10 protein-coding genes and 1 rRNA gene are annotated in these 11,616 nt (G+C 42.1%); 9 read left to right on the top strand and 2 right to left on the bottom strand.

The features are described from left to right. Positions 1-271: 271 nt before the first annotated feature. The 3 genes from WH214_RS06705 to WH214_RS06695 all read left to right on the top strand — a co-directional run bounded on the left by WH214_RS06705 (position 272) and on the right by WH214_RS06695 (position 1,350). A complete protein-coding gene (locus WH214_RS06705; protein WP_062031177.1) occupies positions 272-556 on the top strand; it encodes a GNAT family N-acetyltransferase in 285 nt (94 codons plus the stop codon). A 39-nt stretch (positions 557-595) separates the two neighbouring features. Next, positions 596-880, top strand: coding sequence for a GNAT family N-acetyltransferase (locus WH214_RS06700; protein ID WP_131230955.1), 285 nt, complete (start codon positions 596-598; stop codon positions 878-880). A gap of 92 nt (positions 881-972) precedes the next feature. Further along, positions 973-1,350 carry a hypothetical protein gene (locus WH214_RS06695; RefSeq protein ID WP_339421940.1) on the top strand — a complete coding sequence of 126 codons (378 nt, stop codon included), beginning with the start codon at positions 973-975 and terminating at the stop codon, positions 1,348-1,350. A 57-nt stretch (positions 1,351-1,407) separates the two neighbouring features. Here WH214_RS06695 and mpl read toward each other — a convergent pair whose 3' ends face one another. Further along, positions 1,408-2,775, bottom strand: a complete 1,368-nt coding sequence (gene mpl, locus WH214_RS06690; protein WP_062031185.1) for a UDP-N-acetylmuramate:L-alanyl-gamma-D-glutamyl-meso-diaminopimelate ligase — start codon at positions 2,773-2,775, stop codon at positions 1,408-1,410. Positions 2,776-3,030: 255 nt separating this feature from the next. Between mpl and WH214_RS06685 the strand changes: the two genes are divergently transcribed. The 4 genes from WH214_RS06685 (at position 3,031) to WH214_RS06670 (ending at position 7,285) form a co-directional block, all read left to right on the top strand. Next, positions 3,031-3,369, top strand: a complete 339-nt coding sequence (locus tag WH214_RS06685) for a DMT family protein (RefSeq protein WP_004977754.1) — start codon at positions 3,031-3,033, stop codon at positions 3,367-3,369. A 192-nt stretch (positions 3,370-3,561) separates the two neighbouring features. After that, positions 3,562-4,074: a 5-(carboxyamino)imidazole ribonucleotide mutase gene (gene purE / locus WH214_RS06680; protein WP_004697498.1), complete on the top strand. Its 513-nt coding sequence runs from the start codon at positions 3,562-3,564 to the stop codon at positions 4,072-4,074. A 15-nt stretch (positions 4,075-4,089) separates the two neighbouring features. Continuing rightward, positions 4,090-5,211 carry a 5-(carboxyamino)imidazole ribonucleotide synthase gene (locus WH214_RS06675; protein WP_339421939.1) on the top strand — a complete coding sequence of 374 codons (1,122 nt, stop codon included), beginning with the start codon at positions 4,090-4,092 and terminating at the stop codon, positions 5,209-5,211. A gap of 790 nt (positions 5,212-6,001) precedes the next feature. After that, positions 6,002-7,285, top strand: coding sequence for a lytic murein transglycosylase (locus tag WH214_RS06670; RefSeq protein WP_339421938.1), 1,284 nt, complete (start codon positions 6,002-6,004; stop codon positions 7,283-7,285). Positions 7,286-7,397: 112 nt separating this feature from the next. Here WH214_RS06670 and WH214_RS06665 read toward each other — a convergent pair whose 3' ends face one another. Continuing rightward, a complete protein-coding gene (locus WH214_RS06665; RefSeq protein WP_317455445.1) occupies positions 7,398-8,525 on the bottom strand; it encodes an anhydro-N-acetylmuramic acid kinase in 1,128 nt (375 codons plus the stop codon). 63 nt (positions 8,526-8,588) lie between these two features. On the opposite strand from WH214_RS06665, the gene tyrS reads away from it, so the two are divergent. Together tyrS and WH214_RS06655 are read left to right on the top strand one after the other, a co-directional pair. Next, a complete protein-coding gene (tyrS, locus tag WH214_RS06660; protein WP_339401459.1) occupies positions 8,589-9,821 on the top strand; it encodes a tyrosine--tRNA ligase in 1,233 nt (410 codons plus the stop codon). A 1,259-nt stretch (positions 9,822-11,080) separates the two neighbouring features. Further along, positions 11,081-11,616 (top strand): 16S ribosomal RNA (locus WH214_RS06655); the annotation flags it as partial.

Here is an 11,616-nt window from a genome sequence, read left to right as displayed (position 1 = left end):
CTCAGATACCGACTTTTTGCAAAGTGTAATGACGATAATCTGACACGTGAAAGTTATGCATGGCATTGATTTTTCACGTTTGGAGGAGGCTACTCCCCTTGTTCAACATAAATTTGGTTTTGGATTTGATCCAAAAGTGAGCTAAGCATCGCATATTTTTATGGTTTGAGCAAATATTAAAGAAAATTGTAGATGAAATATAAATGAGACAAAATTTTGCTTCAATTTGTGGCAAGCTAAAAAAGCAGCATAATCAGCTAGAGGAATAATAATGAAAATTCAACATCAAGAAACAGGTAGTAAAGGCGAAGTTTTTGTTGAGCAAGAAAACGAGCGTGTGGCGGAAATGACTTATAGTTGGGCTGGGGATGATAAATTTATTATTGATCACACTTGGGTCAGTGAGTTGCTCCGTGGGCAACATGTGGGGCGTCAGTTATTGGATGTTTTGGTTAACTTTGCCCGTGATAAGGGCGTGAAAATTTTACCCTTGTGTCCGTTTTCCAAATCGGTATTCGACAAAGATCCATCTATTCATGATGTTTTATTCCACTAAGATAGAGAACGATAAATCAATCCATTCAACGAGTATGCTATGCAATTTCAACATGTAGATCGTGATCAAAAAGGTGAGTTTTTTTTAAATAATGCAGACGGTCAGCGCATTGCTGAAATTAGCTATCTTTGGCGGGATGACGCAACCATTGATGCCAACCATACTTGGGTCGATGATTCACTACGGGGTCAAGGTGTGGCGCGTTTGCTATTGGATACTCTGGTTGATTTTTCACGTGAGAAAAACCTGAAAATTATCCCGACTTGTTCTTATGTCGATGTGATGTTTCGCCGTGAGAAAAGTTTTGAGGATGTCGCGGCTTAATTGTTCGCCATTCATCGCAATTCTAAATGCTAAGCTAAAATGAGATCGATATAGCTGCCATTACAGTTCTATTTTGTGTTTTGCAGCGCTGAATGATGGTGAAATCAAAGTATATGAAGACGCTTTTATCTATTGCCCTATTCTGTTCAGTTGCCCCTTTATTGCATGCTGAAGATTGTGTAAAACTTGAGGAAAAGGCAGAACAAAAAGAAGTTCAGATCATTCCACGTTGGGGCATGAAAGTGATTGCTCCAACCAGAGTGTATTTTCATTCAGCACCGAGCAATGCTTGTAAAATCAAAGATCTGTTTATGATTAAAAATGACCATATCACTGCTTATAGCACCTATGATGATGGCCAAGAACAGTGGGTTTCGATCATGTATTTCAGCAAACGCTTGGGAGACACGGTTCAAGGTTGGGCAAAACTAAAAGACTTTGAATATACGGGTACGATGTCTGGTTTTTAATTGGATAAGCTTGTAAAAAACCCGCCATATGCGGGTTTTTTTCTAAGTGAGTACTACTTATTCTGCGTTTAAGGCACTGATCAATTTTTGGTGTAAACCACCAAAGCCGCCATTGGACATGATCACAACCGCATCGCCCTCGCCTGCATCACTGACGATGGTATGGATAATGTCATCCAAAGTGCGTGCAACCACGGCCTTGTTGGGTGCAGCCGCAATGACAGGTTGCAAGTCCCAGTCCAAACCTTCTGGTTGATACCAAATCACTTCATCCGCCAAACGCGCAGAGTGCGCGAGTCCATCTTTATGGCTTCCCATGCGCATGGTATTTGAACGAGGCTCAATAATTGCCCACAACTTACGTTCGCCTAAACGCTTACGTGCGCCTTCCAGCGTCGTATCTATTGCGGTTGGGTGATGGGCAAAGTCATCATACACTTCTACGCCACGTACTGTGCCTAAAAGCTCCATACGGCGCTTCACGCCACCAAAGTTAGACAGTGCTTCGCACGCTGTTTCAATGCTCACGCCGACATGTTCAGCCGCAGCGATAGTTGCCAAAGCATTGGCCACGCTGTGCTGCCCTGTCATGTTCCATTGCACTGTGCCTTTTACCACGCCGTGTTGGAGTACTTTAAAGTGCGAACCATCAGCACTTAGTTGTTCGGCATACAATTCAGACTTGTCATGGGCCTCTAAAGAGGTACGAACCACAGGTGTCCAACAGCCCTGCTCTAAAACTTCATCAATATTGCTTTCAGTAATCGGAGCAATGATACGACCCTCACTTGGAATGGTACGAACCAAGTGATGGAATTGTTTTTGAATCGCTGCTAGATCATCAAAAATGTCAGCATGGTCAAATTCGAGGTTATTCAAAATGGCTGTTTTTGGGTGGTAATGCACGAACTTCGAACGTTTGTCGAAAAAGGCAGAATCATATTCATCGGCTTCGACACAGAAATATTTACCAGCACCTAAACGCGCACTTTCAGAGAAACCTAAAGGTACACCGCCAATCAGGAAACCCGGCTCTAAACCCGCCTGATCCAACACCCAAGCCAACATGGTGGTGGTGGTGGTTTTACCATGGGTTCCTGCTACGCCAAGTACGTGTTTGCCTTGGAGCACATGATCGGCCAAAAATTGTGGGCCTGAAATATATGGTAAGCCTTCATTAAGCATGTATTCAACCGCATCAATCCCGCGTTTCATCGCATTGCCGACGATGACCAAATCAGGATGAGGTTGCAAATGACTGCGGTCATAACCTTGCATTAAGGTAATGCCTGCATTTTCGAGCTGGGTCGACATGGGAGGATAAACGTTTAGATCCGAACCCGTCACTGTGTGGCCAAGATCACGTGCTAAAAGCGCTAAAGACCCCATAAAGGTGCCACAAATACCCAAAATATGCAGATGCATTCCGCCTCACTCCACTGCTTTTATAGACACATCACGTATTGTTGGTGCTGTTGTCGTGATTAATTCGATGTGAAAGCAACCATAGCAAGGCGCTTAGCGAAAAGATAGTGATTCTTGTATCTAATCGTTTAATTATTCTGCGGCTTGAACAACGCTTTTATTTTGTAAAAAAGTTGGCTAAAAAGTGCAATATTTGCTGAATTTCCTAGCAAAAAACGTAGAATAAAATGCTCCTAAACTCGGCGATCTTGCTTCATGTCCCTGCCCTTTATTTTATTGATTATTGCCAACTGTTTTATGACACTTGCATGGTATGGACACTTAAAATTTTTGCCGGGTGTGCCGCTTTGGCAAGCCATTTTATTTAGCTGGTTCATTGCCTTGGTAGAATACAGTTTTATGATTCCTGCGACCCGTATGCTGTCACAGCAAGGCTGGTCAATGGGTGAAATGAAAATCACCCAAGAAGTGGTGACGTTATTGGTTTTTGTACCGTTTATGCTTTTCTTATTTAAACAGCCTTTTAAGCTCGATTATTTGTGGGCCGGACTGTGTTTATTTGGTTGTGTGTATTTTGTTTTTCGCAGCCAATAACTCAAAAAATGAGGCTACAGTCCTCTTTTTATTTAAGTTTTATGCTACGAAATAAAAAAACAAGAAAAATCTGCATTTAGTTGCACGGTTAAATTTTGGAGAGCTGAAAAATCAGTCTATAATACGGGGCTCTTATTAAAGCTTGGCGCTAGTCGAGATTTATCTCTCTTAACTATCTCTGGAAACATTGCAATGAATGCGGCCGCTTCACAAGACACTCCTCTCGTTGGAATTATCATGGGTTCTCAATCAGATTGGGCCACTCTCGAACACACTGCCAATATGCTTAAGCAACTTGGTGTCCCATTTGAAGCGGAAGTTGTGTCTGCGCACCGTACGCCAGATCGTCTTTTTGAATATGCTGAGCAAGCACGTGACCGTGGTATCCAAGTGATTATTGCGGGTGCAGGCGGTGCGGCGCATTTACCAGGAATGTGTGCGGCGAAAACTGATTTGCCTGTACTGGGTGTACCAGTGAAGTCTTCGATTTTAAACGGTGTCGATTCACTGTTATCGATTGTGCAAATGCCAGCAGGTATTGCAGTGGGTACCTTGGCGATTGGTCCAGCAGGTGCAACCAATGCCGCGATTATGGCAGCGCAAATTTTAGGTCTGACACGTCCTGAAATTGCAAAAAATGTAGCCGATTTCCGTGCTGCACAAACTGACAAAGTCGCAAGCAACAATATTCCAGGCCAAGCTTAATACGGGGCATTCCTCATGAATAAAACCATCGGTATTTTTGGTGGTGGGCAGCTGGGTCGCATGATGGCGCAAGCGGCTTTGCCACTGAATATTCAATGTACGTTCTTTGATGTGAGTACAGACTGCCCTTCAGCGGCTTTAGGAACTGTGATTTCAAGCAAAACTGAAAACGGTTTACAAGATTTTATTGCCAGTGCAGATGTCTTCAGCCTTGAGTTTGAAAATACGCCTTTGTCCGATGTTGATGTTTTGACCAAGCAAAAAGATATGCATCCGCCGCGTCAGGCTTTAGCCATTGCACAGCATCGCTTGTCTGAAAAAGCTTTATTTGATGCGCTTGATATTCCTGTTGCGCCTTATAAAGCGGTAAATTCTCTAGAAAGTTTAAGCGCTGCAGTTGCTGAGCTGGGTTTACCGATTGTGCTGAAGACCGCTACAGGTGGCTATGATGGCAAAGGTCAGTTTGTATTGCGCTCTGAACAACAAATTGAACAAGCATGGGCTGAATTAGGCCCTGCTGGAAGTTTAATTGCAGAAAGCTTTGTGACCTTCTCGCGTGAAGTTTCGATCATTGCGGTACGTGGTCAAAGTGGCGATGTGAAAACGTGGCCATTGGCTGAAAACCATCATCATCATGGTATTTTGTCGCACTCGATTGTCCCTGCACCGAATAGTGCGGACTTACAACCCGTTGCACAAGACTACATCACTCGCCTATTGAATCATTTGAATTATGTTGGCGTGTTGACCTTAGAACTGTTTGTCACAGACAAAGGTTTGTATGCCAATGAAATGGCGCCACGTGTGCATAACTCAGGACACTGGTCGATTGAAGGCGCAGTATGCTCTCAGTTTGAAAACCATATTCGTGCAGTCGCAGGCTTACCCTTGGGTTCAACTGAAGTGGTTCGCCCTACGGTCATGATCAATATTATTGGTCAGTATCCACAGTCTGAACAAGTCTTGGCCTTAGAAGGTGTACATCTACATCTTTACAATAAGGAAGAACGTGAAGGTCGTAAGATTGGTCACCTGACTTTAATGCCGAATGATACCGCTCAACTCACGACGCTATGTCGTCAGTTGGCGAAAATCTTACCGAATCCATTGGCACTGAGTGAAGATATGACCATCTAAAGCTTCAGTTGTTGTTAAAAAAAGCGATCACGATAGTGGTCGCTTTTTTATTTGGATTCATTCAGGCATGATTGCGCCTCTTCGAAAAAAGTGACCGTTAATCGGATCAAAATTAAAATAAATTGCGTGTTTTTTATCCGTTTAGATAAAATTAGCGCATAGAAAAATAAACTGAAAGCAAAATAAAGCGAGTTTTGTGTGGAGAAGCACGTTTAAAACAGAACCCACAATTGAATGTGACACAGATGTTTACCTAAAAAAGGCGAAACAGCAGGAATCTCAGTCAACTTGGGTGTGTGGATATCTTTTTAAGTGTGTTTTGAATTTAAAAAATAGAAGTAAAATTTTGAATTTAAAAGTGAGTTTTAAATTTAAATCGATTGTTTAAATTTAAAATGAATTTAAAAGTTTTGATGTGGTTTGAATTTAAATTCAAAACAATAAATTTAAAGACTGCTGAATGAATTTAAAGTTTTGAATTTAAAAATATTGAGCTTTAGTTATGGTGGTTTATTCTATGTATATTATTGATTATTAATGTTAAATAAAAATGTGGATAAAATAAATCTAAAACAAGATGATTGAATTTAAAGTGCTTGCTGAGTCAGAGATTGTTTTTGAATTTAAAAGTTGAGATGTGGGGTTCTGTGGGTAAGTGGTTTTAAATTTAAAAGATGGTTTTGAATTTAAACCAGAATGAATATTCACTTACGTTTTGATTCAGAAAAGTGAAATTGAAAGTGTTAAGGTAAAAAGCATAATTTAGAGATAAAGAATCATTAGGGATTTTATGCAACGTTTTGCTTTTCTTTTAGGTTCATTTTTTTTAGCGGCGACTCAGGTGAATGCTGAGCTCATTATTAATGGTCAAAAAGTTACAGGCAGTTCAAATGTCGCAACTTCCGATTATAGTCCTCAGAATTCATTTCAAAGCTGTATTGCCAATTTAAAAAGCCAAGCGATGGCGAATGGTGTGTCTGCGTCCACTTATGATCGCTACACGCAAAATTTAGCGCCTGATTATTCTGTGATTGAAAAATTAAATTACCAACCTGAATTTTCCACGCCGATTTGGGATTATTTGTCAGGATTAGTGGATGATGAGCGTGTTGCAGTGGGTTGGCAAAAATTGGCGCAGCATCGTGAAGTGCTAAATCGCGTTGCGGCAGCGTATGGTGTGCCTGCGGAGACCGTGGTTGCTGTGTGGGGCGTGGAAAGTAATTTTGGTGATATTTCAGGTAAATATCCATTATTACAAGCGCTAGGCACATTGAGCTGTGAAGGACGCCGCCAAAGCTATTTCCGTGGAGAGTTTTTTGCGGCTATGCGCATTTTACAGCGTGGCGATTTAACTGAGTCACAACTGAAAGGCTCGTGGGCAGGTGCGTTCGGTCATACCCAATTTATGCCATCGACGTATGAAGAGCTAGCCGTCGATTTTGATGGTGATGGGCGCCGTGATTTGGTATCGAGTACTACAGATGCTTTAGCATCAACAGCCAATTTCCTCAAAAAACGCGGTTGGCAAACTGGGCAACCTTGGGGGTTTGAAGTGAAAAATCCGCAAGCGATTTCTCTGAGTGGTGAAAGTCGTCGTAATAAGAAGTCCTTATCTTACTGGATGCAAAATGGCTTGGTACGTGCAGATGGCTCAGCGTTAGTTCAAGGCAATTTATCCTCTAGTTCGCAAGCGGGGCTGATGGCGCCCGCTGGCGAAAATGGTCCACTATTTTTAGTGTTTAAAAACTTTGATGCAATCTATAGTTATAATGCTGCAGAAAGTTATGCATTAGCGATTGCGCATTTGTCAGACCGCTTACAAGGGCAAGGCGGGTTTAGTACAACTTGGCCAACCGATGATGCAGGCACTTCACGTTCTGAACGTCGTGAAATTCAGCAGTTTTTACTGAATCGTGGCTATGATATTGGCGCGGTGGATGGTTTGATTGGTGATAAAACTCGTCAAGCGATTCGACAGGAGCAAATTCGTTTAGGTTTAAGCCCTACTGGACGAGCGGGACAGCAAATTTTAAAAGCCTTTCGGCAGGAAAATGCCAAGTTGATGATGCGTTAACATTAACAGCAAAAAATCGCTGAGATAGATAAAAAGCCAGTCGGTTATTCACCTGACTGGCTTTTTTTGATTTGCTCGGGTTGCGACTAAAAGGTCAGAAGCGCTTTGATGTTTAAACCGCGGTAATCGTCCCGAGAATACGGTCGCCCCGTGCACCTGTCACTGTCGGCAAATTGCCACTGAGTTGTTGGATAAAGCGCATGGCCAACCAAGCAAAGGCGGTTGCTTCCACCCACGTTGGGGCTAAGCCAATCGCGGAGGTGGTTTGTACAGACCAATTGTGTTTACGTAAGCGCCAGCGTAATTGTTCTAAAAGATGCGAGTTATACGCACCACCGCCGCAGACGTAGACTTCACCAGTATCCATATCGGAGCGATAGATGGCTTTTTTAATGGCGCGTGTGGTGAGCTTCATTAAGGTGGCCTGAACATTTTCAGGACTGTCTTCAAGCTCGTCGTATTCAAGGTCATTGCGCCAGTCGGCAATTTGTTCATCTAGCCATTCGAGGTTGAAGTCTTCACGGCCAGTGCTTTTCGGTGGTTCTTTGGAAAAATATTCATGTGATTGTAGGCGATCGAGCAGGCTGCGAATCGGATGGCCGTAAGCTGCCCAATTGCCATTTTCATCATAGGGCTGTCCAGTAAAACGTTCACACCAAGCGTCCATTAAAATGTTGGCTGGGCCTGTATCAAAACCGTAGACCTGATCAGGTTGGCCTGCGGGCAACATGCTGACATTGGCGATGCCGCCTAGGTTTAAGATGACGCGATGAATGCTTTCATGTTGGAACATATCTTGGTGAAAAGCAGGAACCAGCGGGGCACCTTGTCCACCTGCGGCCATATCACGACGTCGAAAATCTGAAATCACAGGAATTTGGGTGATTTCAGTGATGATGTTTGGGTCACCAATTTGCAGGGTAAAGCCATGCTCTGGGCGGTGGCGAATGGTTTGTCCATGTGAGCCAACAGCTTTGATTTGACTACGATCTAAATGACTTTGCTCAATCAGCTGATTGATGCCTTCGCCAATCATCTTTGCTAAAGCCACATCTGCTTTGCCCATACGGTCGATTTCGTTGTCACCGGGCAAAGTGAGTGCCATCAGTTCATCGCGTAAATCTGGGTCGAAAGAAAGAGTGAGGGTGGCGTGAAGCTGCAATGGATCAAAAGAAGCAGCAACAATATCAACACCATCCATGCTGGTGCCGGTCATTACCCCAATATAGATCGCTGTCATGATTATTCTAAAGCCTGCAATGTGCTGAAAAAGTGTTAGTATATCGCACAAATTGAATAACTGATGTGTTTGGGTTTTGTGATGTCAAATTTCCTGCCGGCTGAAGAACAACTTGCTCTCATTCAACGAGGCACGCATGAAATTATTTCTGAAGAAGATCTTCTGAAGAAATTAAAAGAAAATCGTCCTTTAAAAATTAAAGCGGGCTTTGACCCGACTGCGCCTGACTTGCACTTAGGGCATACGGTTTTAATTAATAAACTGAAAACTTTTCAAGACTTGGGTCATGACGTGACCTTCCTGATTGGGGATTATACCGCAATGATCGGTGACCCGACTGGAAAAAGTGCAACACGCCCACCATTATCGCGTGAGCAAGTGCTTGAAAATGCAAAAACGTATCAAGAACAGGTGTTTAAAATTCTTGATCCAAATAAAACCAAAGTGCGTTTTAACTCAGAATGGTTTGCAACCAAAACAGCGGCTGATTTAATTCAGTTGGCCTCACAGCAAACGGTTGCACGTATGCTTGAACGTGATGACTTCACCAAGCGTTATAACAACCATCAACCAATCGCAATTCATGAGTTTTTGTATCCATTGGTTCAAGGCTATGACTCGATTGCCCTTGAGGCGGATGTTGAATTAGGCGGTACAGACCAAACCTTTAACTTATTGATGGGGCGTACACTTCAAGGTCGTTATGATCAAGAAGCACAAGTCTGCATTACGGTGCCAATCCTTGAAGGTTTAGACGGTGTGAACAAAATGTCTAAGTCTTTGGGTAACTATATTGGCGTATTTGATGCACCAGGGGCGATGTATCAAAAAGTCCTTTCGATGCCAGATGCATTAATTGAACGCTATTTCGATTTACTCAGCTTTAAATCTGTTGAAGACATTAAAGTCCTGCTAAAAGAAATTGCTGAAGGGCGTAATCCACAAGAAGTGAAGAAAATTCTAGCCCTTGAGTTGGTAGAGCGTTTCCATGGTGCAGAAGCAGCAGAAAATGCACATAAAGGTGCAGGCAACCTGATTACTGAGGGTGAGCTACCCGAAGGAACACCTGAAGTGACAATTTCACGTGCAGAATTTGGTGGCGAGTTGTTTATTGCAACGATTCTTCGCGTAGCGGGCTTAAACCCAAATGCAGCAGCAGCAAAAGATGCCGTAGCCCGTGGTGCGGTCAAAGTTGATTGGAACGTGGTCGATATGAGTTTCTCTGTTAAAGAAAATGTCACTTTAATTGTACAGTCGGGTAAAAAAGCCATTGCGAAAGTCACTTTTACAGACTAAGTCAGTGCATATATATGCTTTAAGTTATTGATATAAAAGCAGGCTTCGGCCTGTTTTTTATTTTTTAATCTTTATAAAAAAATCAAATAAGTAAATTCAAAAAAAACCTTATAAAAACAATGCTTAATTTTTTCCAAAAACATTGCAATTTAAAATGAGTGTGTATAAGATTTCAACGTCTAGTTGATGTTTTTAACATCGCTAGAAGGGTCAATAAGAATAACTCTCCACAGTTTTCAAGTCTCTTCCCCAAGGGACTTTTTTAAGATAACTATAATAATGACATCTATGGATCAGATAACGATCTAACTCCGAGGAAGAGGTTTTGGGAGAGATCTCTTCCTTTTTTATTGGCAAAAATTTAGTTTTTTAAAATCAGTTTCTCGCAGACAAATAACGAGCTGTCATAAAAGTTGGGTGCAATAGGCTTTTAAACAAAGAAGGTCATCACCTTTACAGGTGTATAGCGCTGCATTTATACAGATGCTTTGTATCATCAAGATTTATCGTAGTTGTTATTTCAGCTCGGTCTTGAATTATCTTGACCATGGTATAGATAGAAGAGGGCTTTGCTATTACGCGAATGAAATAAAAACAGACTAAGCATTCCATTCTTACTAAATCTTAGGTGTTTTTATAGCGATGCGGCAGTTTTTCAGCTTAGGCGTGTATTAAATATAAAAAAACTACATCTTTAGAAAGATGGTTTATCAAAAATACAAAGACGGAATAAATACTGGGCGATTTTAAGTCTGAAAATTTTGCTAAAAGATCTCTAAGACTCCGCTGAAAGAAAAAATAAATTTTAAGCTTAAAAAGACTTTTAAGGAGTGGAAATGAAATGCTCATGTTGAAAGAAATAAGAGAAAAAATTATAAATATGATCAAAAAATAGATGAAAAATACGGTTTTTCTTAAGTTTTGTAGAAAAAACCAACGCCCGTTTCAAATAAATGAATTTGGGGGTTGCAAAGATTTCGTAATGGTCTAGAATGCACCCCATACCGACGAGATAGACGGAAACGAACGAAGCACGAAGTGCTGAGTTGTTGAGTATATTAAGTCCAGCTTCTAGCACTGACGAGGTGTTAGAAAGATCATTAAGAGATTATGAAGAACAACTTGTGTGGATTTTTACTGATTGATCGATCGAAAATATTTCATTGATTGAATGGTAAAAATTACTCGAAGTTTATTTGAGAAATATTTGTCAGAAAATTGATGAGCCAAGATTTGAGCCATAAGCTACTAATGATTTTTAACTGAAGAGTTTGATCATGGCTCAGATTGAACGCTGGCGGCAGGCTTAACACATGCAAGTCGAGCGGGGAAGTATAGCTTGCTATACGACCTAGCGGCGGACGGGTGAGTAATGCTTAGGAATCTGCCTATTTAGTGGGGGACAACATTCCGAAAGGAATGCTAATACCGCATACGCCCTACGGGGGAAAGCAGGGGATCTTCGGACCTTGCGCTAATAGATGAGCCTAAGTCAGATTAGCTAGTTGGTGGGGTAAAGGCCTACCAAGGCGACGATCTGTAGCGGGTCTGAGAGGATGATCCGCCACACTGGGACTGAGACACGGCCCAGACTCCTACGGGAGGCAGCAGTGGGGAATATTGGACAATGGGCGAAAGCCTGATCCAGCCATGCCGCGTGTGTGAAGAAGGCCTTTTGGTTGTAAAGCACTTTAAGCGAGGAGGAGGCTACTTAGATTAATACTCTAGGATAGTGGACGTTACTCGCAGAATAAGCACCGGCTAACTCTGTGCCAGCAGCCGCGGTAATACAGAG

Source organism: Acinetobacter sp. MYb191 (genome assembly GCF_037572605.1).
Lineage (GTDB): Bacteria > Pseudomonadota > Gammaproteobacteria > Pseudomonadales > Moraxellaceae > Acinetobacter > Acinetobacter johnsonii.
Note: the sequence above shows the minus strand (reverse complement) of the source record. Positions and strands in the feature narration are given on the sequence as shown.

What these genes read in the sequence shown, in the direction of transcription:
- WH214_RS06705 (WP_062031177.1), top strand. Translation starts at nt 272, where the DNA reads ATGAAAATTCAACATCAAGAAACAGGTAGTAAAGGCGAAGTTTTTGTT.
- WH214_RS06685 (WP_004977754.1), top strand. Translation starts at nt 3,031, where the DNA reads ATGTCCCTGCCCTTTATTTTATTGATTATTGCCAACTGTTTTATGACA.
- WH214_RS06665 (WP_317455445.1), bottom strand. Translation starts at nt 8,525, where the DNA reads ATGACAGCGATCTATATTGGGGTAATGACCGGCACCAGCATGGATGGT.
- WH214_RS06700 (WP_131230955.1), top strand. Translation starts at nt 596, where the DNA reads ATGCAATTTCAACATGTAGATCGTGATCAAAAAGGTGAGTTTTTTTTA.
- WH214_RS06675 (WP_339421939.1), top strand. Translation starts at nt 4,090, where the DNA reads ATGAATAAAACCATCGGTATTTTTGGTGGTGGGCAGCTGGGTCGCATG.
- WH214_RS06670 (WP_339421938.1), top strand. Translation starts at nt 6,002, where the DNA reads ATGCAACGTTTTGCTTTTCTTTTAGGTTCATTTTTTTTAGCGGCGACT.
- WH214_RS06695 (WP_339421940.1), top strand. Translation starts at nt 973, where the DNA reads ATGATGGTGAAATCAAAGTATATGAAGACGCTTTTATCTATTGCCCTA.
- mpl (WP_062031185.1), bottom strand. Translation starts at nt 2,775, where the DNA reads ATGCATCTGCATATTTTGGGTATTTGTGGCACCTTTATGGGGTCTTTA.
- tyrS (WP_339401459.1), top strand. Translation starts at nt 8,589, where the DNA reads ATGTGTTTGGGTTTTGTGATGTCAAATTTCCTGCCGGCTGAAGAACAA.
- purE (WP_004697498.1), top strand. Translation starts at nt 3,562, where the DNA reads ATGAATGCGGCCGCTTCACAAGACACTCCTCTCGTTGGAATTATCATG.